At 44.4% G+C, this 23,964-nt stretch carries 24 protein-coding genes and 1 pseudogene; 8 read left to right on the forward strand and 17 right to left on the reverse strand.

Annotated elements, in window-relative coordinates:
• Positions 1-261: 261 nt before the first annotated feature.
• From AC3WTF_RS11750 to hpaB, 3 genes are all read left to right on the forward strand, one after another.
• On the forward strand, positions 262-2,436 hold the full coding sequence (locus tag AC3WTF_RS11750) for a glycoside hydrolase domain-containing protein (RefSeq protein ID WP_020955257.1): 2,175 nt from the start codon (positions 262-264) through the stop codon (positions 2,434-2,436).
• 72 nt (positions 2,437-2,508) lie between these two features.
• On the forward strand, positions 2,509-2,934 hold the full coding sequence (locus AC3WTF_RS11755) for a hypothetical protein (protein WP_023356680.1): 426 nt from the start codon (positions 2,509-2,511) through the stop codon (positions 2,932-2,934).
• 149 nt (positions 2,935-3,083) lie between these two features.
• Positions 3,084-4,529, forward strand: a complete 1,446-nt coding sequence (hpaB, locus tag AC3WTF_RS11760) for a 4-hydroxyphenylacetate 3-monooxygenase, oxygenase component (protein ID WP_039062517.1) — start codon at positions 3,084-3,086, stop codon at positions 4,527-4,529.
• Between the two features lie 55 nt (positions 4,530-4,584).
• On the opposite strand, the gene AC3WTF_RS11765 is transcribed toward hpaB, so the two are convergent.
• Positions 4,585-4,827: a DUF2651 family protein gene (locus AC3WTF_RS11765; protein ID WP_007408994.1), complete on the reverse strand. Its 243-nt coding sequence runs from the start codon at positions 4,825-4,827 to the stop codon at positions 4,585-4,587.
• 334 nt (positions 4,828-5,161) lie between these two features.
• Between AC3WTF_RS11765 and glpT the strand changes: the two genes are divergently transcribed.
• Both glpT and AC3WTF_RS11775 read left to right on the forward strand, forming a co-directional pair.
• On the forward strand, positions 5,162-6,496 hold the full coding sequence (gene glpT / locus AC3WTF_RS11770; protein ID WP_003156725.1) for a glycerol-3-phosphate transporter: 1,335 nt from the start codon (positions 5,162-5,164) through the stop codon (positions 6,494-6,496).
• 95 nt (positions 6,497-6,591) lie between these two features.
• Complete coding sequence (locus AC3WTF_RS11775) at positions 6,592-7,479, forward strand: glycerophosphodiester phosphodiesterase (protein WP_129003517.1); 888 nt, start codon at positions 6,592-6,594, stop codon at positions 7,477-7,479.
• Positions 7,480-7,657: 178 nt separating this feature from the next.
• Here AC3WTF_RS11775 and AC3WTF_RS11780 read toward each other — a convergent pair whose 3' ends face one another.
• The 4 genes and pseudogenes from AC3WTF_RS11780 to aimA form a co-directional block, all read right to left on the reverse strand.
• Complete coding sequence (locus AC3WTF_RS11780; RefSeq protein WP_020955256.1) at positions 7,658-7,906, reverse strand: DUF2651 family protein; 249 nt, start codon at positions 7,904-7,906, stop codon at positions 7,658-7,660.
• Between the two features lie 76 nt (positions 7,907-7,982).
• A pseudogene (locus AC3WTF_RS11785) lies at positions 7,983-9,184 on the reverse strand (YycP family beta-propeller protein).
• A 61-nt stretch (positions 9,185-9,245) separates the two neighbouring features.
• Entirely contained in the window at positions 9,246-9,908 is a 663-nt protein-coding gene (locus AC3WTF_RS11790; protein ID WP_020955254.1) for a hypothetical protein, read from the reverse strand.
• A 475-nt stretch (positions 9,909-10,383) separates the two neighbouring features.
• Positions 10,384-12,003 (reverse strand): glutamate/serine transporter AimA, encoded by a 1,620-nt coding sequence (aimA, locus tag AC3WTF_RS11795; protein WP_129003519.1) that lies wholly within the window; start codon positions 12,001-12,003, stop codon positions 10,384-10,386.
• A gap of 185 nt (positions 12,004-12,188) precedes the next feature.
• Here aimA and AC3WTF_RS11800 point away from each other — a divergent pair, with 185 nt between their 5' ends.
• Positions 12,189-12,449, forward strand: coding sequence for a YbyB family protein (locus AC3WTF_RS11800; RefSeq protein ID WP_003156732.1), 261 nt, complete (start codon positions 12,189-12,191; stop codon positions 12,447-12,449).
• A gap of 45 nt (positions 12,450-12,494) precedes the next feature.
• Here the strand turns inward: AC3WTF_RS11800 and AC3WTF_RS11805 are convergent, their stop codons facing one another.
• The 12 genes from AC3WTF_RS11805 to AC3WTF_RS11860 form a co-directional block, all read right to left on the reverse strand.
• On the reverse strand, positions 12,495-13,193 hold the full coding sequence (locus AC3WTF_RS11805) for a YqeB family protein (RefSeq protein WP_072588748.1): 699 nt from the start codon (positions 13,191-13,193) through the stop codon (positions 12,495-12,497).
• Between the two features lie 109 nt (positions 13,194-13,302).
• Positions 13,303-13,551 carry a sigma-G-dependent sporulation-specific acid-soluble spore protein CsgA gene (locus AC3WTF_RS11810; RefSeq protein ID WP_029974790.1) on the reverse strand — a complete coding sequence of 83 codons (249 nt, stop codon included), beginning with the start codon at positions 13,549-13,551 and terminating at the stop codon, positions 13,303-13,305.
• 80 nt (positions 13,552-13,631) lie between these two features.
• Positions 13,632-14,108, reverse strand: coding sequence for a DUF4879 domain-containing protein (locus AC3WTF_RS11815; protein ID WP_007408988.1), 477 nt, complete (start codon positions 14,106-14,108; stop codon positions 13,632-13,634).
• Positions 14,109-14,211: 103 nt separating this feature from the next.
• On the reverse strand, positions 14,212-14,391 hold the full coding sequence (locus tag AC3WTF_RS11820) for a hypothetical protein (protein WP_011996242.1): 180 nt from the start codon (positions 14,389-14,391) through the stop codon (positions 14,212-14,214).
• 13 nt (positions 14,392-14,404) lie between these two features.
• Complete coding sequence (locus AC3WTF_RS11825; protein ID WP_129003521.1) at positions 14,405-15,547, reverse strand: ABC transporter permease; 1,143 nt, start codon at positions 15,545-15,547, stop codon at positions 14,405-14,407.
• Entirely contained in the window at positions 15,544-16,731 is a 1,188-nt protein-coding gene (locus AC3WTF_RS11830; RefSeq protein ID WP_326244799.1) for an ABC transporter permease, read from the reverse strand. Before AC3WTF_RS11830 ends, AC3WTF_RS11825 begins: the two co-directional genes overlap by 4 nt.
• Positions 16,732-16,739: 8 nt before the next feature.
• On the reverse strand, positions 16,740-17,675 hold the full coding sequence (locus AC3WTF_RS11835) for an ABC transporter ATP-binding protein (RefSeq protein ID WP_032867266.1): 936 nt from the start codon (positions 17,673-17,675) through the stop codon (positions 16,740-16,742).
• Between the two features lie 141 nt (positions 17,676-17,816).
• A complete protein-coding gene (locus tag AC3WTF_RS11840; protein WP_020955251.1) occupies positions 17,817-18,461 on the reverse strand; it encodes a response regulator in 645 nt (214 codons plus the stop codon).
• Between the two features lie 4 nt (positions 18,462-18,465).
• Positions 18,466-19,596 (reverse strand): sensor histidine kinase, encoded by a 1,131-nt coding sequence (locus AC3WTF_RS11845; RefSeq protein ID WP_020955250.1) that lies wholly within the window; start codon positions 19,594-19,596, stop codon positions 18,466-18,468.
• A 10-nt stretch (positions 19,597-19,606) separates the two neighbouring features.
• The gene (locus AC3WTF_RS11850) at positions 19,607-20,320 is read right to left on the reverse strand and encodes a YjjG family noncanonical pyrimidine nucleotidase (protein ID WP_129004027.1); all 714 of its coding nucleotides are present in this window, start codon (positions 20,318-20,320) and stop codon (positions 19,607-19,609) included.
• Positions 20,321-20,412: 92 nt separating this feature from the next.
• Positions 20,413-21,798, reverse strand: a complete 1,386-nt coding sequence (locus AC3WTF_RS11855) for an amino acid permease (protein ID WP_015416703.1) — start codon at positions 21,796-21,798, stop codon at positions 20,413-20,415.
• 424 nt (positions 21,799-22,222) lie between these two features.
• Complete coding sequence (locus tag AC3WTF_RS11860; RefSeq protein ID WP_095284747.1) at positions 22,223-22,654, reverse strand: MarR family winged helix-turn-helix transcriptional regulator; 432 nt, start codon at positions 22,652-22,654, stop codon at positions 22,223-22,225.
• 195 nt (positions 22,655-22,849) lie between these two features.
• Between AC3WTF_RS11860 and AC3WTF_RS11865 the strand changes: the two genes are divergently transcribed.
• The gene (locus AC3WTF_RS11865; protein WP_003156751.1) at positions 22,850-23,254 is read left to right on the forward strand and encodes a CidA/LrgA family holin-like protein; all 405 of its coding nucleotides are present in this window, start codon (positions 22,850-22,852) and stop codon (positions 23,252-23,254) included.
• Positions 23,224-23,916 carry an LrgB family protein gene (locus AC3WTF_RS11870; RefSeq protein WP_007408978.1) on the forward strand — a complete coding sequence of 231 codons (693 nt, stop codon included), beginning with the start codon at positions 23,224-23,226 and terminating at the stop codon, positions 23,914-23,916. The genes AC3WTF_RS11865 and AC3WTF_RS11870 overlap by 31 nt, the downstream gene beginning before the upstream one ends.
• Positions 23,917-23,964: the final 48 nt, after the last annotated feature.

Genomic DNA, 23,964 nt, shown 5'->3' on the forward strand with positions numbered 1-23,964 from the left:
CCCTTAAAATGACTATATGACTACTACTTATGATTCTTGTCATTTTTGATTAAGTGATAAAGTTACTTTAAACCGCTATTCATTTTGTTGTTTTTGTATCAATTGTCATAGCGAGGTCTTTTCCTATCAATGCCTCTCTTTCGGCGTTTGTTCTGCTGCCGTGATGGGGCGCTCCTTGGATAAACCCCTGCACCCATGACAAACTGTCATACGTTTGCCACCTATGAATGAACGCACAATACACATAATGGAGGGATTGCAATGGACGAAATGGTCCTGGAAACACAACAATGGCTGAATGAGACGTACAAAGGCAGACACGGGTACAACAAAGTGCCGGAAAACGGAAAAACGGGCTGGGATACCATTTACGGTCTGACACGGGCGCTTCAAATTGAGCTTGGTATTTCAGAACCTGCCGATAACTTCGGACCGACGACACAAAGATTGTTTAAGCCGTTGAAAAAGCAGGCTCCCGATTCTAAGCCGACAAACATGAATTACATTCTGCAGGGGGCGCTGTGGTGTAAAGGTTTTAACCCCGGCGGATTTTCAGGCGTTTTCTATGAAAATACCGAAAGCGCTGTAAAAGAGTTTCAAAAAGCGGCCGGGCTCACTAAGCAAGACGGCATCGTCACGGCACTCATTATGAAGGCCTTGCTGGATATGAGCGCTTTTCGGTTAGTAGCGGGAGGCGACAAAAAAATCCGCCAAATCCAGCAGAACCTGAACCGGGATTACAATGACTACATCGGCTTGATGCCTTGTGACGGCTTATATGCCCGCGATACAAACAAGGCTCTCATTTATGCCCTGCAAAAAGAAGAAGGCATGAGCACAAGCGTCGCCAATGGATTTTTCGGAAACGGAACGACCAGCTTATGTCCTACCCTGACTCCCGGCGATTCACGGACAGGCTTTGTTTTGATTGTTCAATACGCGCTTTACTGTAATGGGAAATCATTTGACCCCGGTGAATTCGACGGAAAATACGGCGTCGGCGTTGTATCGGCAGTGAAAGCTTTCCAAAAGTTTATGTGCCTGCCGCAGACCGGTTATGCGGACATGCCGACGATTAAAGCTTTATTATCAAGCTCAGGCGACACAACACGGGCTGCTTCAGCTTGTGACACCGCTGCCATTTTGACGGCAGATACAGCTAAAACTTTGCGTGAGAATGGCTATAAGATCGTGGGAAGATATCTGACCGGGAATGTGCGGACAAGCAGCGGACTGACATCGAAAGCGTTGACGTCAAAAGAACTTTCCGCGATTTTCAATGCCGGCTTAAGCGTGTTTCCGATTTATCAGGACGGCGGCTATGAATCTTCTTATTTTGTAAAAGACCAAGGAACGAGAGATGCGTACAGCGCTGCATCAGCCGCCCGAAGATTAGGTTTTCCGTCAGGAACGACCATTTACTTTGCGGTCGATTTCGATGCGTATGATTATGAAGTCACGGATAAAATCATCCCTTACTTTCAAGAAATCAAGTCAGCTTTTATGAAAATGCAGGCGTTCTCAACTGCGCCGAAATATGAAATCGGCGTATACGGACCGAGAAACATTTGTATCCGGACGTCAGAAGCAGGTCTGACCAAATATAGCTTTACGGCTAACATGTCGACCGGATTCAGCGGCAACCTCGGATACCCGATGCCGAAAAACTGGGCTTTTGATCAATTTTATGAAGGATCAATCGGAAGCGGAGCGGGAAAAGTCGCCATTGACAAAGACGGATACTCCGGAAAAGACTCGGGTGCAAGCAGCGTCCATCCGCCTTCTGATCCCGTGTATGATGCAAGACTGCGCACACTGACGGATATTTTAACAACCATTCCTGCTTTAGAAAATATATCGAATCTTGCGAATGCCATGTTTGAATTCGACAAGACAGAAACCATTTATGCATCACCTGAAATGGATATTCTTTTATCTACTTCACTTTTGGCAACAGTGCCAAGCGAAGGTTCTCCCAACACAGTTACCATTACAAATGGCAAACCGGGAGCTTATATTACCGGTCTGATGGGAGATTCACAAGTCTCTTTTACAGCATCACAAATTGATTCCTATCAAAACCTGCTTAACAGTCTGAGCTTGTCAGTCCGCAACGGTTATTTAGAAGTGTATGTCAATCCGGCTGCAGGATCGCTGAATATTCAATTTAAAATTTATACACCTGATATTCCGGTCGGTGACAGTGCTACAACTGGACTAACAACTACCATTACATTTAAAATAAAACAAAAGAGCTTCAGGTTGCCGGATTCCGAAGAGGTGTACTCCCCGGATTGGGATTCTGTCGTGAATACCATGGCTATTGCAGGCGCAGGAATTATTGTTATTGTAGGGATCGGTGCTTTAGTCGTTTTAGCACCTGAATTAGGAGGAGCTGCAGCCTTGTTCAGCACGGTTTTATCACTATTTCTATAATTGAACAGGCAGCTCCTTGCTCCAGGAATGCTCAATGAGTATTCTTGGAGTTATTTCTAAAGGAGGATTCGCATGAAGATTGATATGCAGACATACAAGGAAACCGTTCAAAAAATAGAAACCGATTTGATTCCGCGAAGTCAAAATGACAAAGAACTGCTTACATACTTAATGAAACAAGATTCGCTCACACTGAATCAAATGAAAATGTGTTTCACTGAACCGCCCCTCACCTTCCAACATACTGTCAAAATCGTATGTACAGTCACATTCATCACGTTATATATCTTTTTTTTCAGCACTCATTTTAATGATTTGATTGAAATGGCTCTGCAGATGGTTTTCGGCCTGGCCGGCCTTGTTTGGATTATTGCTGTATTTCCGTTTTCAAGAAAAATCCAAGTGTCTGACCGTTTCAGACAAAAATCTGAAAACACCCGTATCACCGGAATGATAGACTTCGTCCTCGAACAACGATACAAAGACATGATCAGTTAAAAACCCCTCTGCTTAAGGGGTTTTTTTATTATGCAATCCCTTCACCCCCCTTATCAAAAAGGCTCTTCCCCTTTGGAAATAACCGGAACACCCAATTTCGTTTTCAATATAATGAGGTAGTGGATCCGCAAAGAAAGAAGGGCGACATGATGGGTATCATTAATGGCAAAATGTTCATTGACCGATTAAATCAGCTTGGAAATGAGATTTGGCTCGATGGTGAAAAGATCGAGGGACAGATTTCTGAACATCCCGCATTTAAGGGCCTTCTGGAAACGAAGCGCTCTCTTTATGATTTGCAAACGAAACCGGACATGAAAGATCAAATGACTTACAGTCTTCCCGGTAAAAAAGAACGGGCCGGGCTTTCATACCTGCAGCCGAAAACGAAAGAAGACGTAAAAAGAAGAAGAAACATGTTCGAACATTGGGCCAGACACACGCACGGAATGATGGGACGAAGCCCGGATTATATGAATACCGTGCTGATGAGCTTCGCCTCCTCCGCCGCGCTTTTGAAAGACCGCGATCATTGTTTTCCGGAACATGTTCAAGCGCTGTACGAACGCGCTGCTGCACAGGATCTTTCTTTTACGCACACGTTTATCACCCCTCAGGTGAATCGTTCACAAATGGGTGTAAACGTATCGCCGACACCTATCTCGGCAAAAGTCGTCGATAAAAATGAAAAAGGCCTCATCATACACGGCGCCCGGATTTTAGCCACACAAGGCGGCCTGACGGATGAAGTGCTCGTGGTTTCTCTGCCTAAAATGTATTTTGAATCGGATGAAGCGTTCGCTTTTTCAATCCCTTCCAATACAAAGGGAGTAAAATTCATCTGCAGGGAATCTTTCGTACTCGGAAAATCATCGTTTGATTATCCGCTCAGCTCAAGATATGAAGAAATGGATTCTATCGTTGTATTTGATCACGTTTTGGTCCCTTGGGAACGCGTATTTTTTTATAATAATTACGAGGCGGCTTTTGATTTTAATATGAAAAGCTCTTTTAACGCCTTCTCATTTCATCAAGTCATCACGAGACAAATTGTAAAGACGGAGTTTCTCCTGGGCCTCGCCCAAACGCTTGTCGAAGCGATAGATGTGGGCGAATATCAGCATATTCAGGCTAAGATGGCTGAAATCATCACCGGTCTGGAAACGATGAAAGCCCTTTTGGAAAAGTCGGAGAATGATGCGGAAACAGATGAATGGGGTTATATGCGTCCGAGTGTCACTCCGCTTCGTGTGGTCAGCGCGATTTTTCCCGACATCTACCCGCGCTTCACGGAAATCATTCAGCTGATCGGGGCAAGCGGAATGGTGACTTTGCCGACTGAAAAAGCGTTCCGTTCTGACATCAGAGGAGACCTTGACCAATATTTGCAGGCGGCCGAATTGAACGCTGAGGACCGGGTAAAAGTGTTCCGCCTCGCATGGGATTTGACCATGAGCCCCTTTGGAACAAGACAGACACACTATGAGCGGTACTTCTTCGGTGACCCCGTCCGCTTAACCAGCCATCTGTACAGAAGCTATCCGAAAGAAGAACAGACCGCGGTCATCAAGGAATTCCTGCACATTCATAAATAAAACAAAGCAGAGAGCGCATCTCTGCTTATGATAGCTGGATCGGCTGCCGCCGATCCTATTTTTTATTTTGGCTGATCACCACCATCGTAATATGCGATAACGCGAAAGAGACAAGCGTATACACAACGGCCCACCCGATAAACGAGAAATTCAATACGGTAAAGGTGCATATAAGGCAAACGGCCAAAGCGGCAGCCGGCATAATGAACGCGTTTTTAAACAGGTACGTTCCGGCGACTGACAAGATGATGATACAAAGCGGCAGAACACCGAACGCAAAATCCAATTCATCAATCAACAGATGCACTCCCTTCGCTTTTCTTAGTCCGGCCTAACACATCTTATGCCTGAGTACAAAATCGAGTACTTCAAATCTTTCGCGCTCCGGCTGATTTTCCCTCCGGTTATTTATTCAAAAAAATGAAAACTTTCCTTAAAGCGTTTACATTCACGTCAGACTGTGATAATTTAAGAAAGCGCTATCATACACAAGTTAATGATTTTTGGATGGAGATGAGGAGAACCAGGAAACCCCGCCCTTTCACAAGGGTGATTTCTGGTTCTTTTTGTCATTTTCAAGGAAAGGAGTCATACATACATCATGATAGACGTTCAGCAAAGGGGAGGATATGATGTTTCAATTGTTTAAGCCGGCTCCGCATATTGAGAGATTGGATGATTCAAAGACGGATGCGGCCTATAAACGGCTCAGGCTGCAAGTATTTTTGGGGATTTTCATCGGGTATGCCGGGTATTATTTGCTTCGCAAAAACTTTGCCTTCGCTATTCCTTATTTTCAGGAACAAGGGTTTTCAAAAGGGGAACTTGGCTTGGTGCTTGCGGCCGTATCAATCGCTTACGGCTTCAGTAAATTTATTATGGGGATGGTGTCTGACCGCTGCAACCCGAGGTATTTCCTTGCGACGGGTCTGTTTTTGTCAGGTGTCGTAAACATTTTATTTGTTTCCATGCCGTGGGTCACGTCAAGCGTGACGATTATGTTTATTTTTATGTTTATTAACGGATGGTTTCAAGGAATGGGCTGGCCGCCTTGCGGACGGACGATGGCTCATTGGTTTTCCATCAGTGAACGCGGCACGAAAATGTCGATATGGAATGTCGCCCATAACATAGGCGGAGGTATTCTCGCCCCGCTCGTGACTCTCGGCATCGCCATGTTTGTTACTTGGAAAAGCGTGTTTTTCTTTCCGGCGATTATCGCCATCGTCATTTCATTTGTGATTGTTCTTCTCGTACGGGACACGCCGCAATCCTGCGGGCTTCCGCCGATTGAAGAATACCGGAATGACTATCCGAAACATGCGTTCAAAGACCAGGAAAAAGAGATGACGACCAAAGAAATTCTTTTTAAATACGTGCTGAATAATAAATTTCTGTGGTATATCGCATTTGCCAATGTCTTTGTTTACTTCGTACGGTACGGTGTCGTTGACTGGGCGCCGACTTATTTGACGGAAGCGAAAGGGTTCTCTCCTGAAGATTCCAGATGGTCTTATTTCCTTTATGAATATGCGGGAATTCCGGGAACGATTTTGTGCGGCTGGATCAGCGACCGGTTTTTCAAAAGCCGCCGCGCGCCGGCAGGCGTACTGTTCATGGCCGGCGTATTTATCGCTGTATTGGTCTACTGGCTTAACCCTGCCGGTCATCCGCTCATCGATAATATCGCGCTGATCAGCATCGGCTTCTTAATCTATGGACCTGTCATGCTGATCGGGCTTCAGGCCATTGACCTTGCGCCTAAAAAAGCGGCGGGAACGGCAGCCGGCTTAACCGGGTTTTTCGGCTACATCGGAGGCTCTGCTTTCGCCAACGCCATCATGGGTTATGTCGTAGACCGCTTTGACTGGAACGGCGGCTTTATCATGCTTATCTCCTCATGCGTGCTGTCCATCGTCTTCTTGGCTATGACGTGGAATACGGGCAAGCGGGCGGAGCATGTGTAAGAAAACAACATAAAAGATTAATATTTTTGCAGTACAGCATTTACAACGATTTTCTACACTAGAGACAGATATTGATTTTTAAGGGGGAAGAAAACATGCGGAAACATAAATTGTTTGCTTTGGTATTGCTTTCATTCGGTTTATTGTCATTCATCGTCACGCCTGTATCAGCGGCAGGAAAAGGAAACCTCTTGTCTCCTGACAGAATTTTGACCATTGCCCATCGCGGTGCTTCGGGATATGTCCCGGAGCACACGATCCTTTCTTATGAAACTGCGCAAAAAATGAAGGCTGACTATATTGAGCTGGATTTACAAATGACAAAAGACGGCAAGCTGATCGTCATGCATGATGAAAAACTGGACCGCACCACAAACGGACAAGGCTGGGTGAAGGATCATACATTAGCCGAGATTCAAAAGCTCGACGCCGGCTCTTGGTTCAATAAGGCCTATCCGGAAAAAGCAAAACCGAAATACGCCGGACTTCGCGTTCCCACACTTGATGACGTGTTAAAACGGTTCGGCAGACATGCAAACTATTATATTGAAACAAAGGCGCCCGAAACATATCCGGGTATGGAAGAAAAACTGATCGCTTCACTGAAAAAATACAAATTGGCAGGTAAGCATGCGAAACTTGGACAAGTTATCATTCAGTCTTTCAGCAGGGACAGCCTTCTGAAAATCAAACAGCTCGATCCGAAACTTCCCGCTGTCCAATTGCTTGAAGCGGAACAGATGACGTCAATGACTGACGCAGATTTAACGGACATTAAAACATATGCCGTCGGAATCGGACCGGATTACAAAGCGCTGAACGCTCAAAATGTCCGAAACATTCGCAGCCACGGCCTTCTGCTTCATCCTTACACCGTAAACAGCGAGGCGGACATGCGCCGTCTGCTGAATTGGGGCGTAACCGGTGTGTTTACCAACTATGCGGATATATTCCAAAAGGTTAAAAAAGAATACAAATCATAAAGCCACATGGGTTCGGAGATGATGCCGAGCCCATGTTTTTTGCCCGATAATGCAAACGCCATCATGGGTTATGTAGCGGGCGGAGCATATATTAAAGCTTACATTCACCTTTATATTAATTAAAGGTATCACTGTAATTGTGAATTACCTATGATACCTTACAAACAAAAGGATATAATTATTTATTTCTATTATCTATTTTCTTTCTTATACTATTTGTAATAGACGATAATACAAGTGATACTAAACCATAGACAACCACCCATCCCCAAAAGGATAGATTAAAAACAGTAAACATTAGTATGACAGAAACAACTATACTGACAAGCGGCATTATATACACTTTTTTGAAAATATAAGTGAATATAATCGATAAGACGATAATAGAAAGTGGTAAAATACCAAAAGCAATATCTAGCTCATCCATTATTATTCTCCTTTGTGAATTTAATTTCTCCCTTTAAATATACTCACTCAGCTATCTAGCGATTTAAAAAATGTATCTATCCACTCCATACTTCTTTGTTTTTCTTAATCATAAAAAAGTCATATTCAGAAACATGGGTATTGTTAATAATTTTTTCAAGTCCTCTGATAGGAGTAGATTTTAATTTTTTTCCGTTTTTATAAGAGTAAGAATTAATCACATATTTCCCACCCTTGCTTATTTCTAACAAGAAAATTTTAGATTCGTCAAAATAAGTGAATTTTGCTTGGTTTTCAAATTTTGTCGACCTATTTAACGGAATTTTTTTCCCGGCTTCATACTTTTCAAATCGAAAGTATAAAGTATTGAATTAGCTGCCAAATGATATAAAGTGTCATTTTTCACAAAAAAGTTATTAGTGGAAAGAGGAATTGCCAGTTGAGAAATTTCATCAAGGATCTTATAACTGCCTAAAGGATATGCCCCTTTAAACTTATTATGCTTTAAATCAATTTCTGCTACTTTGAATTGTACTCTGTTTGATTTATCCGTTTGGTTATATAGTATAAAAAAGGCTGAGCTTTTTTTAACTATTATTTGTGAATAAACACTCCAATTTTCTTCATTTAATATAGAAATTGTTGTTCCTTTCCCTACTGTAACTTTATCTTTATCTATTTTAATACCCTGAAAAGTCGGTGTTTTAATTGAAGAATCTTCATTTATCACGTAAATATATTCACCGTCATTACCAGTACTTGTATAGAAACCCGGAATAATCTTTTCATGAAATCCACTGCCGTTACCCCATCTAATTAAACTATTATAATGGTTTTCACCGACTCCTTGATTATTCAAAAAATAAAAGATATGTTCTTTTATTAAATGGCCTGATGATTGCCCATAACTTGTATGTACTTGATGCTGCATCGGGAATTTTTTAAAGTTATCGCCTATCATATAAACTTCTTTTTTGTCCTGTCTAACTATGTTTTTTTCATCTTGTGCAATGGTTCCAACCTCAATAGCATCTCCTTTTACAGCTGTTGCTGCTCCTTTTTCATCAATGTATACAGTATAACTCCCATCTTTAGGATAATCTATTGTAGCTGAATAATATATAGCTGCAATTTTATCATTCAAGAAATACTTTTCCTTTTCTTTTTCAGTTTGTTTAACGTCAGAAACTGAATTAGTATATTTAAAAGTTCCAATACATATAAATATACCTATTAATACTATGACCGCAATTATAATAAGCCACTTAATCTTGTTCAAATATAATCTCTCTCCTTAAAATAATATGACTTCCTAAATAAACTTAGGGAGTGAAAATAATTCATCTAAATGTTTTAATAGTTTTTGTATAACTGGAATCTCTGATGTCTCTTGGATAGACGCCCATACCTTTATCTTTATCCATATCTATACCAGCCTTTAGCTTAAAAGCTGACCATAATAGTTTTGAACAGTTTTTATCACCATAATGACTCGATTTTCTATTTGTTGCAAAATTATATGAATAACCATCCTTCCCAACCCTGCTGTAACCCCAATTTACTGAATTATTTTTTTTAGAACTAGAAACTTTCACATTTTGAATTACAGCGTTTTTTTCGACCTTACGTTTCGATGAAGCTATTGCACGAACACCTTTTTTAGGGACCGATTCGACAATTTGATTTCCCTTATAGTACATACCGACATGTCCATGCGGAAGCCCAAAAGTAGATGCAGGTGTATAGTAAACATTACCTTTAGAGCTTGATCCTATAATTTTCGGCCCGCTATTCTTGCCCATTGTGCTCATTCTATTACTTTTATCTTCTTTATCTAGCTTTTCTTGCTTCTTTAATTCAGTTTTAATTTCCTCTAAGATCTCATTAGATGTTTTATTATCTTGTTTAACTAGATTATTAACGGATTCAATTAATTCTTTTTTCGACAGATTCGGATTCATTTTCAATATGTAGTTTACTGTTTCTGAATTATACGAGTCCACAGCCTTAACACTCGTAAAACCTCCAAATACTAAGGGAGTAACGATGTATAATGTTGCAAAAAAATCTTCGCATTTTCATACTTATTATCCCCAACTATTTACTTTCCTATATTTTAATTTATTATACAATTATTGTAAGCACAACTTACGTACTGTATTTTCTCTATGGTTAATTATTTGTTTTGTCGCTAAAACTTTGACTTGAAGTACAGGAAAACGGATGAAGTTACGGAGAAGAAAGAAGTTGCCCAACATATCTTTTACATTCATTGTTTAATATGGAAGACAGTTATTGATAAGGCGGAGAAATCATGAGAAAAAAAGAATACTGTCCGTGGTTGCCTGTCGTTAGGCTTTCTCATTCATCGTCACGTCTGTATCGAGCCAGCATGGGTTCGGAGATGATGCCGAACCCATGTTTTTTGCCCGATCAAAAAACCTTGCGGTAACGTTCCCGCAAGGTTTTTATCAATCATTATTCTTTTCCGGCAGCGGCTTCAGCCTGTCCGCCTTTTAATTGATCGTTAATTGCTTTGGCGTCTTTCAAATACTCAGTCTTGAAGCCGCTCTTCAGCGCCCACGCATAGAAGGCAAGGGCAACGATTGCGATCAGCCCCATATCCCATCCGTACGGAATGATGTTCAGACCGCCGAATTTTTCACTTCCGAGCCATGAAATGACCATCATGCCGAGCAGATAGAAAACCATCCAGACGCCGCCTTTAAAGTTTCTGCGGAATCCTTTCCACTTCGCTTTCGCTTGGTAGTAGAAATAAATCGGAAGGCCGATCAAAATGATAAACAGCACCTGCCCTGTTAACGGCCAGCGCGCCCAATACAGCACGAGAGACGCGAACACGAAGCCGAGCGGTGCAACCACGCTGAGGCCTTTCAGACGGAGAGGCCGGTACAAATCCGCCGCCGTCCGCCGCAGCGTCATCACCGTCACAGGACCCGTGATATAAGAAATCAGCGTCGCAACGGAAATGATTTCAGCAAGCACGCCCCATCCTCTGAATAAAAACAGAAAGATAAACGATACAATCAGGTTGAAAATCATCGCTTGGCGCGGCACGCCGTACAGCGGATGAAGCTTTCCGAAAATGCTCGGCATATATTTATTTTTTTCCATGCCGTAAATCATGCGTGACGTCGTAGCGGTATAAGTGATACCCGTTCCTGACGGAGATACGAACGCATCCGCATAAAGAATAATGACAAGCCAGTTGATATTCAATGCGATCGCCAAATCGGCAAATGGAGAGTTGAAGTTCAGGTGACTCCAGCCGTGAACAATCATGGAAGGTTCAACCGCACCGATAAATGCGATTTGCAATAGGACGTAAATGACGGTTGCGACCAGCAGCGAACCGACAACCGCAATCGGAATCGATTTGCCGGGATTTTTTGCTTCTCCGGCCATATTAATCGGGCTTTGAAACCCGTTAAACGCAAATACGATACCTGATGTGGCCACCGCCGTCAGCACGCTCGCCCAGCCGTTCGGCGCAATGCTTGAACCGGATGTGAAGTTTCCGCCGTGAAAACCGGTAAACAGCAGCGCTCCGATTGTCAGCCCCGGAATAATGATTTTAAAGATGGTAATCAATGAATTCGCTTTTGAAAATAAGTTAACTGTCCAATAATTCAGTAAAAAGTAAATAATCAGTAATACGGATGCGAAGCCGAGCCCCTCTCCCGTAAGAGTGCCGTTGTGAACGAGATTGCTTGTCCATTTTGCCCATTCCCACGGCCATGAGCTCATGTATTGAACAGACGCAACCGCTTCCACCGGAATAACGGAAACAATCGCAATCCAGTTTGCCCATCCTGCGATAAATCCAATAAATGATCCATGAGAATATTGAGTATATTTTACCATTCCCCCGGCTTCCGGGAACATTGAACCCAATTCACTGTAAGAAAGTGCGATAAACAAAATAACGATCATACCGATAATCCAGGAAATAATTGCGGCAGGTCCCGCAATCTGAGCCGCCCGCCACGCCCCGAATAACCAGCCGGAGCCAATCATCGACCCAAGTCCGACCATCATGAGTGCAAACGTTCCCATTCTGCGATGTAATTGATTCATAAAGTTAACACCTTTCAATTAAAATATGACTCCAGCGCTATCATATATTTATAATATTATTCTGAAAATAGTTTTGTCAATCTTTATCGCATTAAAGCAGAAAGCCAAAATTACCCTTCCGATGTTTAAACAGCCGTTAAGCGGGAATAACTACTGCAAGCCAGAAATAGAAAGGAGTTTTTATCGTGAAACAAAAACTGCTCATTTCAGGACTTGCCGTGTCGACTGTCGGAGTGACTTCCTACCTGCTCAAAGATAAATCCAACCGCCAAAAGGTGATGAACTTTATCCGCAATATGAAAACATCGCTCTCCGGGAAGCAGGATATTGAATCATTCCCCGTCAACAAAGCAGGCAACCCGCATCCCGAAGATATTGAAGATAACAAAATGGTATCCGAAGGCTCCATGTACCCGGTTCAATATTATGATGACAAGAAGAAATAGTCTGTTCCCGGGCTGCCCGGCCGTATCAAACGGCGGCAGCTTTTTTTATGCAGACGGCGTTTGATAGATCCGCCAATATTGGCGCGATCCTTTCTCCCGCACGGTAATGCCCAGTTTGGATATTTCCGCTTTCAGCTCTTTCGCATCAGCCTTTTCCTCCTCTTTCAGCGCCTTTTCTCTCGCTTTAAAAAGAGCATTTGCCCCTGGCTCCAAATCCGGCGTGTCCGGCACCCACCGTTTGTATTCTTCTTTAAAAGGATCTTCCGTCCCCAGCCAGACATACCCATGCGCGCGAAACGCATCAGCCGCTTTTTCAACCGCGGGCTCAAGCTTCTCCCGAAAAAGCTCCTGCCCTTCAGTCCCCAATAAGACAAGATGCTTTTCATCCGTAAACACACCGGAAATGCTGTCTTTCGAAAACACGCTTTCTTCATTATATATGGTTAAGGACACCTCGCTGTCCGTCACGACCGCCGTAAGACATTCTTTAAAAACAGTCCGCGTCAGCCACATTCCCCCGATTAAGCCGATAACGGCGGTTGCAGCCGCAGCCTTCCATCCGTGAAAAGAAGCGATCATTTCCAGCGGCCCGATAACAGGCAGCCAATCCAATGTTACGGCCCACTTCGCAATGACCGGCAGAAACCATCCGATGACCAGCCCCAATAATGGCGGCACCAGAAAAACCAAAGCTTTTTCAACCGATGACAACTCAAGAACCGTCTGTTTTTTTATTTCGTTCATGTTTCTCCTCCGTCTGTGTTTTTCACAACTATCCATTATACAAAGGGTTGGATGATTCTGTAAACTGTTTCCGAAACAATAAAAAGCCTCCCGGCCGCCGGGAGGCTTTTTAAAACAGGAGCTCATATACTTCATTCAATTCCATCGTGCGCTTCTCATCCTGCTCATTCTCAGCATATTTGATTTCCTTTTCAAGCACCTGATTCAGCGCATCCATTTCCAGATCATTAAGATCTTTCACGAACTCGCCCTCATTTTCATAATGCTTCACCTGAAGCTTTTTATAAATCCCTCGGCACACGTCATGCTCCAAGTGGTTCGAAAGCGACTCGCGCAAATATCCGAGTGTCCTGTCCATCATGTAAGCCCTCCCTTTTCTATAGGAATAGCTTCCCGGAAAGAGAGAAAAACTATACATGAAAGCACCGGGCGGCTATTTTAACTCTGTACCTGAATGGAGAAAAATCCGCTGCTTAACGGCGTGTACGGCCCGTTCAGCCCCGTTGCGGAGAAAGAGAACGTTCCTGAACTGACATAAGAAAGAGGAACACTGTAATATTTAATGTAGCCTGTAACGATATTGCCGTTTTTCGTATATTCATCTTCCAGCGCTTTTGACGTAAGATTTGTAATATTCGTTCCGTTGTTAAACGCCTGGATCGTGTTATTGTTCGGATACCCTTGGAAATATACGGCTAAATAACCCGTTGTACCCTTCATCGGTTTTGATGCGCTGATTTGGTTCGGCCCGATATTTTCCCATTGGTAACTCTGACCGTCAGACGTCACACCGATAATACGGATTTGTGTTAAAGCAGGAGCCGGCGCCGCAGACGCTGATGGAGCCCACAACCCGCTCACAAGCAACAAAACAGCGGCGGCCGCCGCGAATAGCATAACGAGTCTCTTTTTCATGTTTCTTCCCCCTCTTATTCTTTTCGTAGAATCCTATACTATTTTACACGATTCACAAGGAAAAAGATTACATTTTATAAAAGAGTCCGGAACACTTTGTGAACTAGATATGAAACGCTCTTGAAACACCGTTGATCATGAGAAAGATGCCGCAGATTCTTAACACGACTCTCGAACTTCTGTCATCTTTACCGAAAAAGGTTTTTCCGAGCCGCCCGATCCATACGTTCATTGCGGCTCCCGCGAGCAATTCTATGATTCCGATCATTTCTGCCATATACAAAGCAGCCACCCTTCTAACCGTTTTTTTTCATATGACGGCTTATCATATAAAGTGATAAGACCAATGATGCTGCACCGGCAGCAAGAAACAGGCTCAGCGGCACGATCTGCATGCTGCCTCCGCCATTGTGTTGAAACGCGCCAATCGCCCATTTTTCAGGAGTAAACAACGACAGCATCTGCATGTACTCTGGAGCCGCGTCTAATGTGAAGAAAGCCCCTCCCAATAAACCCGTGACAGCTATAAAAACCGAAGCAAGCGACGTGAATTGCTTTTGGCTCTTCATGAACGGTATCACGGCCATCGTTACAGCAGTCAGCGCAAACGAGCAGGCCGCAAGCACCGCTCCCGCAGCAAAAACATGATCAGCAAAACGGATATGCAGCATGAATGTTCCGGCAGCGAGGATCACGATAATATGGAGAAGACCGAAAAGATACGCCGCCGCAAACTTAGAGATTGCATATGCCGTATAGGAAACGGGCGTGCTCAGCAATCTGTCATATGTATGATTTTCTTGTTCATCTATAAATGATCGCAGGCTTTGGACTGCAACGAACCAGATAAACATCACTAAAAATCCGATAAGTCTGTCGGCTGCCTGTCCGCCTTCATAAACGTGATGGCGGTCAACATTAACGGCGGAATGACCCTGAATATCCTTCAAGAGATCAGCTGCCGCCTGCTTCCCGTCGGTGTGCAGCGTGCGGGATATCACTTTTGCATCGCGGACTATTTTTTTCAGCGCGCCCGCCTGCTGCGCAATCAGCTGCTCTGTCAAAACAGCATCACCCTTTTCTTCATTCTGAATAAATGAAACGTTCAATTCATCTCCGGAAAATAATGTCTCTTCAAAATGAGAGCCGATCAGCAATCCAAAGGATATATCCTGATGATGAACCTTTGTTTTTAATACGTCCTCCGTGACCTTCGTGACTTTTATATGGCCGGCTTTCTGAATCATTTTCATAAATTGCGCTGAATAGGCGCTCTGATCCTCATCAGCTACATATACTTCCTTCTGCTGACTGCCATCCGCAGAAAAGGAAAAGAAATATGTGAGAAGGAGCGGGGCGGAAATCGTCGCAAAGATGGCAGCCCGATTTTGCAGCATCAGTTTCAGCTGATGTCTGATCATGAATAACAGCTGCGTCATGAAACAGCCTCCTTCCGTTTAAACACCCAGATGGTCAAACATAAAAACACGGCGCCGATGGCGGCAAGCTCTGCCAAATCCGTCGAAATACCGCTCAGACCGGCATGCTGCGTGACACTGACATAGCTGTTGATCGCTTTGCCGTTCGGTATCAGCTCCTGCACGATTTTCAAACTGTCAGGCAAGCCGTCTTTTGCGATAAAGCTTCCGCCTAAAAAACTGAATCCGTATAAAATGGGAGCCGCCATGCTTGAGACGGTCTCGTGGTTTTTTGCAGTAAACCCCCAAAGAAGCACGATACTGCCGATCGCAAATGAATAAACAATCGTAACCAGCAATATTTCAAACAAATTGCCCCATTTTACCTGATACAAGATGCTGCTTGCGATGATGACGGCAGCCATTTGCATAAGGATGGCAAGCATGATTCCCAAAAGCTTACCCGCCACATACTGGATACGTAAAACAGGCATTGATTTGATTCTGAATAACGTGTGCTGCTGTCTCTCTTCCACTATCCCGTGAATGAGCGCAAACGCGGTCATAATGGAGAACATGACGACCATTGCGATTGAATAATACTGCATCGCATCAATCGGAGCCGCATGATTGCCGGCCGACTGTTTCGGAATGGTGACAGCCTGTCCACGTTCACCCGAAAGGCCGCTAATGATTTTGCGGGCATCTCCCTTTGACAGATGTCCCGACTGCTTCAGCACCGCTTTTTCTTCACTGATCTCCGCTTTTACTCTGGTGACAAACGAATCGGCCATCATTTCCACAATGTCTCCGTTTACAGAGCCTTGTTGGTCCGAGATGACTTTGATACTTGTTTTTTCATTGTGTTCCGCCGCTTTTGCAAAGCCTTTCGGCACGTATACAAAAACGGAGACTTTGCCGCTTTCGACAAGCTGTTTCCCTTCTTGGAAACTGCCTATGTCTTTTACACGGATGAGATCAGTTTGTTTCAGCACGTCATTCTTTAATACGTCGCCCAAAGAACTCTCCGCGTGATCCGCATTATAAAACGCGGTCTGAAACGGCTTCACTTTCGAATCGCCGTGAAAAACCGTTCCTAAAATAAAAATCATCAGTGCCGGAAACAGAATCAGTTTTATATAGAAAGACTTTGCTCCGGCCAATAACCGAAAATCTAATAAGATCAGCCTGAATAATATTTTCATGACGCCCCCTATGAATCCCGCAGCGTTTTGCCGGTGAGCCGGAGGAAAATGCTTTCCAGATTGGCTTCCTCGAAATGAATGCCTTTAATGGTGATACCGGTTTTCCTGATATCATCCGCAATATCAAGGATATTGCGATCTGCCGCAGAGACGAGCATCGTAATGGTCTGCTGGCTGACAGCAGCCTTGGCAACACCGGGAATGCGGCGGATTTTTTTAACGGCATCATCATTCAGCCCCTCTGCATTCACGATCAGGGTATCAGAGGCTTTAGCTGACTGCTTCAATTCATCTTTCGTCCCGCAGGCAATGATTGAGCCGTGATCCATGATCGCCGCTTTTTCACAGAGGTATTCGACCTCTTCCATGTAATGACTCGTGTAGATGACGGTCATCCCTTTTTCTTGATTTAACGTCTTCACGGTTTCAAGAATGTGGTGTCTGGATTGCGGATCAATTCCGACGGTCGGTTCATCTAAAATGAATAGTTTCGGTTCATTCATTAGCGCGGCCCCGATATTCACCCGTCTTTTCATGCCGCCTGAAAACTCAGATATCCTTTGATTTCGCTGTTCCTGTAATTCGATAATGTCCAGCACTTCATCAACCCGTTTACAAAGTTCCTTACCGGAAAGTCCGTACAGACTCCCGAAAAAAGCCAAATTATCCTTTGCGCTTAACGCTTGATATAAAGCGATTTCCTGCGGGACGACTCCCATCACTTTTTTTATGGCCGCAGGCTGCTCCTGTAATGAGGTTCCGTCAATGCAGATTGTTCCGCCCGTCGGCGGGAGCACGGTGCTGATCATCGACACCGTTGTTGATTTACCGGCGCCGTTTGGTCCCAGGAGACCGAATATCTCTCCTTTTTCGACGCGCAGTGATATATGATTGACAGCGGTAAAATCGCCGTACTTCTTTGTCAAATCCGTTAATTCGAGCATTCGTGCAGCACTCCTTGTGTCATGTCTGCACTTATTCTACTCTTGGCGATCCTTGTTTTCTATTCACTTTCGTACTCGATATGGGTATTACTTTCGTCATATGTTTAGTGATAAAAAGGGAGAGAGGAGGGTGAAGCGGGGTTATAGCAATTTTTGCAAATATAAGGTAAGCTCGGTTCTGTTTGACACTTCAAGTTTATCGAGGATTCTGGATACATAGTTTTTCACAGTGCCTTCAGTTAGAAATAAGTCTGCGGCAATGCGTTTATTGCTTTTGCCTTCCATAATGTGTTTCGCCACATCAAGCTCTCTCGGCGTGAGAATCTCCTTCAGCTTTGTCCGCGGCTCTTCCTGCACCGCAGGGATCTCCATATTGTTCAGCGCTTTTACAACGGAAACCGTGATTTTGGGATTCAGCATCATCTTGCCTTCATAAACGGCTTGAAGGGAGGCGATCATTTCATCTGAATCAGCATCCTTCAAGAGATAGCCGTCGGCTCCGCTTTTCAGCCCGGCAAAAATATAGTGATCATCCTCAAACGTTGTCAGAATGATGACTTTTACGGACGGATATCGCGCTTTTACCGCTTTTGTCGTTTCGATTCCGTCCATACCGGGCATTCTGATATCCATCAAAATCACATCGGTTTCGGTTTGAGAAAGCAGCCGGAGAACCTCTTCGCCGCAAGAAGCCTCTCCCGATATTTGAATTCCTTCATGAAGACTCAGAATCATTTTCAGCCCCTCTCTCACAATGGACTGGTCGTCTGCAATCATGACATTCACTTGATTATTCCTCCTTGCATGGAATCCTTATTTTCACGTCAAAACCCATTTTCTTCCCAGACGAGAAAACAGCCTCTCCGCCAAGTGCGGCTGCTCTTTTCTCAATTCCTTTCAGACCATTTGATTTTATGATCGTTCCGCAGGCTGAGCCGTTATTATGAATATGCGCCAATATCATGTTTCGGTTTTTTTGAATCCGGACAGAAACATATGAAGCATGCCCATGTTTTATCGCATTCGTAATCGTTTCCTGAACGGATTGATAAAGACATTGCTTCACATCCGGCTGTTCCGCTTCTATGGCCGCGTCCGTCTCCAGCTCGAAGCGTATGCCTCCCGCCTCTTGAAAATGGCTGAAAATGTCACGGAGCTCTTGCTCAAATCCCCGCCCCGGCAAAGAGCCCTGCAGCAGCATAACGGCCTGGCGAAGCTTTAAAATGGATTCTTTCGTAAGATCATGCGCCTTATGAATGATCTGCTTCACTTTGTCCGGCTGATGCCCGGCTGTCTTCCCGGCAAATTCCAAATTCATTTTCAGAGCAGCCAGATAATGACCGAGAGAATCATGCAGCTCCTGCGCAATTCTAGTTCTTTCTTTCGTAACGGCCAGTTCCTCAATCCGGTCTGAATATTCCTTCAGTGTGTCATTAGCGATCTTCAGCTCTCGGTTCAGCAATTCAACCTTCGACTTCTCCTGCAGGTTTTTCCGATATAAATAAATCACCGCAAACATGATGAAGTATGGCGGCACGATATCACTGACACCCGCTCCGCCGGCGTATAAAGCTGCGGCAAATGCGGCGGCATTCATCGTTAACAAAACAGCCGAAATCTGCTTATCAGTAATAAGCACCTCCGCCAATAAAAGCACCATTACGGCCTGTGCCCCCACACTATAGACATTGTACAAAAGAACTCCCGCGATAACGCTGCTCAGGAGAAAAGAGACTTGATATACAGCCGGCCTTCTCTTCATATATAGCGGCCGCAGGCAGTCATTAGCCGTCAGCATAATCACGAGCACAGACAAAAAAACCTTCAGCTCCCCCCGGCCGGGAGGAAGCTGAAGAATCGCATGAAAGATTGATAGTAATGCAAAACCCCTGATCAGTAACTTCGTATGTGCAATCTTCATCGAATTCTCCTTACAAATGAGCGGCGGCTTTCCGCTCCACGTTCAGCACATCATACAGCTCATCAAGCGAATGAATCTCGTACGTCGGGATGATTCCGGATTCATTTGCTTTCTTTCCGGGATTAAACCAGCACGTATCAATTCCCGCCATCTGACCGCCTTTTATGTCCGCGCTCAGTGAATCGCCGATAATAAGTCCGCCCTCGGCAGAAAAACCGGGAATTCTCGCAAACACGTAATCAAAGTATTCCTTCATCGGCTTTTGAAAACCCGTGTCCTCAGATACAAACACATCTTTAAAGAACGGATACAGACCGGAGTCGCCCAGCCGCTTATATTGTGATCTTGAGACGCCGTTCGTCACGATGTATAAATCAAATAAAGGACTCAGCCGTTCAATCAGCTCATAAGCTCCGTCTATCATCTGGTGCCCTTCTTCTAAGTATTGGCGGTACGCCTGATTCATCAGCACGCCGTCGGCTTCGAGGCCGTATTCTTTAAACAAAAGGGCAAACCGTGTATTCACCACTTCATCGCGGGTCATTTCCCCCTCTTCAAATGCCTTCCACAGCCCTTGATTTAACGCTTTATAACGGGCTTCCACCTCTGCCATCAGCTCCAGCTTTGAACCTTGAAACAATTTTTGAAGAGCATCGGTTTCTGAAGCGGTAAAATCCAGCAGCGTATTGTCTATATCAAATAATAACGTACGGTAATGACTCATCGATGTTTCCCCCGGTTCTGCTTTTTTTAACCAGTATACCACTCGCGGACAAGCCGAAAAAGACACCCCTGTAAGAGAGGTGTCTTTTTGAATTATACAGCGTCTTCTATTTTCGATTTTTCACCAGGCATGCGCTTGCCGATACCGAACGCATAATAGCTGACCGTCACAATCGCCAGGAAAATCACCCCGACAACCAAAGAAATCCGCGTATCTTTGTTAAACCACATGCCGATCAACACCATGAGTAAGAAAGCGATCGTCAAATAGTTTGTAAACGGCGCAAAAGGCATCTTAAACGGATGCTTATCAAGCTCAGCGCCCTTCGCTCTTCTGAAACCGAGATGGCTGATTAAAATGACGAACCACGGAATCATTCCCGGCAGCACACTCGCGCTGTACACATAGACAAAGATTTTCGGAGGCGCGATGTAGTTCAGCACGACACCGATCACAAGTCCGATTAATACGGCAAACGTACCGAATATCGGCACACCGCTCGAAGAAACTTTCTTAAAGAATTTCGGGGCCTGTCCGTTCACGCCCAATGTATAAAGCATGCGTCCCGCACTGAATATCCCGCTGTTGCATCCGGACATCGCAGCGGTAATCACAACAAAGTTAATCAAACCGGCCGCCGCCGTAATCCCGACTTTCGCAAATGTCGAAACAAACGGACTGCCGAGTGAGTGAAGCTCATTCCACGGATATACGGTAACGATTACGAAAATCGCACCGATGTAGAAAATTAAAATCCGCCAAATAATACTCTGAATCGCGCTTCGCAGCGTTTTTTGCGGGTCCTTCGCTTCCCCTGCCGTAATCCCGATCAGTTCGACCCCTTGATAGGCCGCAACGACCAAAGACAAGGCAAAGAAAAATCCTGAAAAACCATTCGTAAAGAAACCGCCGTGCGACCATAAATTAGATAATCCGATCGCATGCCCTCCGTTACCGAAACCGAAGAAAATAATTCCGATTCCGGCCACAATCATCAGAATAATGGTGACGATTTTGATCATGGCAAACCAAAATTCAAACTCACCGAAAGATTTTACCGAAATTAAATTCGCCGCACCGAGAATGGCCATGGCGATAATGCCGGGAATCCATGCCGGCAGATCAGGAAACCAATATTTCATATACGAACCGACGGCGATAATTTCAGACATCCCGACGATCACCCATTGAAACCAGTTGCTCCACGCCGTCATATAGCCGGCTAACGGATGTATATACTTATGGCCGAACGTCGCAAACGACCCTGTACTCGGCTCTACATAGAGCATTTCGCCCATCGCACGCATGATAAAAAAGATAAAGATACCCGAGATCGCATAAGCCAGCAGGACAGACGGCCCGGTCCATCCGATCGTGCTGGATGACCCCATGAATAAACCGACACCGATCGTGCCGCCCAGCGCAATCATCTGTATATGACGCGCGCCTAAGCCTCTCTTTAATTCTTTGTTTGCCACTTCGCTTCCTCCTCTTAACAGCTCTGATATATGTGAAATAATGAAGCAGAAGGTGCACCTGTTGAACCTAACTCACTCTTCATTTCCCGCAATATTAGAAATATTCTATCTTTCTATTGTTATATAATCTCCAATTTCCTTATTTCATCATAATAAATTTCCGTGGAAAATACAATTGTTTTTTTCAGGTAAACACCTTGCACCCTAAATCAACAAACTAAAAATAAAGCGCTTTCATTTTTGTTGAATTATGAATATTGAGATAATAAATGCTGCAGCCTCCGAGAAACAGGATGTCCCTGGAGAAACATGTTCCGCCCCCTATTCAATATTATTTTTGCTAAGCAGAATGGCGTAAAGTCTTACTCTCTTCCATTCTCCCTTGTATACGCCATAATCCTGCTTAACCGGCAAAAATCATGCATTAATCGATAAATGCCTCATTCAGCCGCAGCAAAAGCCGGCCGAACATTTCTTTTTCATCGCCTGACCAATCGTCAAGCATATGTCGGTATCGATCAAGACGCATCTTTTTATCAGTTTTTAACCTCTGTTTGCCAAGCTTCGTAATCGCAAACAGACTGACCCGCCCGTCAGAAGGATCGGAAAAACGCTGGATCAGCTCTTTCGACTCCAAGGCCGCGGCCTGGCGTGACAATGTGGAAATATCCAGCTTAAAAGATTCGGCTAATTCCTTTACACGCGCCGGTCCGAATTCATCCAGCTGCCGTAATAACAAATACGCAGCCCTTTCCAGATGTCCGATTTTACGGTCGGAGTTATCAAGATAAACAGCTCTCCTGATAAAAGTGGTGAGCTCATATTCAATTAATTCAATCGGATCTTGTTTTGACAACAGCCTCACTCCTTACAATTGACAACAGCAATATTAGTTGTATAATACAAACATATGCACATTTACTAAGAAAACATATAGAAAGATTTTGCATACATATATTTGTATAGTACAAATATATGCACAAAAAGTAAAGAAACATATCGAAGCATCAAGAAAGGGGGAAGCTGCTCTTCTCCAAAGAACAGCATTGTCGTGAAAGTCATACGCATCATCTTGCAAATCATTATTTTATTCGCATTTTCCTTTATCGGGGGAGCCGTTCAGCAGTTCTTTCACCTGCCCATTCCCGGAAGCATCATCGGTTTGATCCTGCTCATCATATGTTTATCGGTTAAGATCATTCCCGTCAAAATGATTGAAGACGGAGCCGGATTTTTGCTGTCTTTTCTTCCGCTGTTATTCATTCCGGCCATGACGGGCGTCATCAATTACCCGTCACTGTTTTCCGCCAGCGGGGCTGCTCTGTTTCTGATCATCGTGCTGAGCACCATCGTCACAATGATCGCCGCAGGGTACGCCAGCCAGCTGTTAGAGCACAAAGCCAATCAGAGAAAGGAGAAAAAGAAGTGCAGCAAGCATGTATCGCAATCCTTATAATTTTGTTCACGGCCGCCGCCTATCTGGCTATGGTGAAGTTATATGTGCGCTTTCCATATCCCTTTCTCATACCGGTTTTGACGACTACGATTTTCATTATCGCCGTGCTGCTTGTTTTTCATATTTCGTATAAAGACTATATGATCGGCGGCCAATGGATCAATTCACTGCTCGGACCCGCCGTGGTGGCTTTGGCATACCCGCTTTATAAGCAGCGCCGGGTATTAATCAAGTATATGTTTCCGATCATCGGCGGCGTGTTGGCCGGTTTATTCTCCGGAATGGTCAGCGGCCTGCTATTTGCAGAGCTGTTCGGCATCAGCCGGAGTTTGATTTTGTCAATTATCCCAAAATCAATTACGACGCCTGTCGCCATACAGATTGCGTCCGGTATCGGCGGTGTCCCTTCCATGACAGTCGTGTTCGTCATGATCGCAGGGTTTTCCGGCGTTATCTTAGGACCGCTGCTTCTCAAGTGGATCCGCATCCGCAGCTCACTCGGGAAAGGAATTGCATTCGGGAGCGCTTCTCATGCGCTCGGCACCTCAAAAGCAATGGAGTACGGAGAATTAACGGTCTCCATGAGCTCTGTTTCCATGACGCTCTGCGCCGTGTTAGGGTCGGTCTTCGGCCCCGTCGTAGCATGGATGTTTCAAATTTAAAGCTGGCGGTTCTCCGTCAGCTTTTTTCATGTGCGGATCATCTCATTT

This window comes from Bacillus sp. EB106-06-01-XG163 (assembly GCF_058791615.1).

Coding starts and splice junctions, on each gene's coding strand:
- AC3WTF_RS11815 (WP_007408988.1), bottom strand. CDS start 14,108: ATGAAAAAGAGACTCGTTATGCTATTCGCGGCGGCCGCCGCTGTTTTG.
- AC3WTF_RS11830 (WP_326244799.1), bottom strand. CDS start 16,731: ATGAAAATATTATTCAGGCTGATCTTATTAGATTTTCGGTTATTGGCC.
- AC3WTF_RS11780 (WP_020955256.1), bottom strand. CDS start 7,906: ATGGATGAGCTAGATATTGCTTTTGGTATTTTACCACTTTCTATTATC.
- AC3WTF_RS11835 (WP_032867266.1), bottom strand. CDS start 17,675: ATGCTCGAATTAACGGATTTGACAAAGAAGTACGGCGATTTTACCGCT.
- AC3WTF_RS11850 (WP_129004027.1), bottom strand. CDS start 20,320: ATGAGTCATTACCGTACGTTATTATTTGATATAGACAATACGCTGCTG.
- aimA (WP_129003519.1), bottom strand. CDS start 12,003: ATGAATCAATTACATCGCAGAATGGGAACGTTTGCACTCATGATGGTC.
- AC3WTF_RS11825 (WP_129003521.1), bottom strand. CDS start 15,547: ATGACGCAGCTGTTATTCATGATCAGACATCAGCTGAAACTGATGCTG.
- AC3WTF_RS11750 (WP_020955257.1), top strand. CDS start 262: ATGGACGAAATGGTCCTGGAAACACAACAATGGCTGAATGAGACGTAC.
- AC3WTF_RS11845 (WP_020955250.1), bottom strand. CDS start 19,596: ATGAAGATTGCACATACGAAGTTACTGATCAGGGGTTTTGCATTACTA.
- hpaB (WP_039062517.1), top strand. CDS start 3,084: ATGGGTATCATTAATGGCAAAATGTTCATTGACCGATTAAATCAGCTT.
- AC3WTF_RS11810 (WP_029974790.1), bottom strand. CDS start 13,551: ATGGACAGGACACTCGGATATTTGCGCGAGTCGCTTTCGAACCACTTG.
- glpT (WP_003156725.1), top strand. CDS start 5,162: ATGTTTCAATTGTTTAAGCCGGCTCCGCATATTGAGAGATTGGATGAT.
- AC3WTF_RS11755 (WP_023356680.1), top strand. CDS start 2,509: ATGAAGATTGATATGCAGACATACAAGGAAACCGTTCAAAAAATAGAA.
- AC3WTF_RS11775 (WP_129003517.1), top strand. CDS start 6,592: ATGCGGAAACATAAATTGTTTGCTTTGGTATTGCTTTCATTCGGTTTA.
- AC3WTF_RS11805 (WP_072588748.1), bottom strand. CDS start 13,193: ATGAACGAAATAAAAAAACAGACGGTTCTTGAGTTGTCATCGGTTGAA.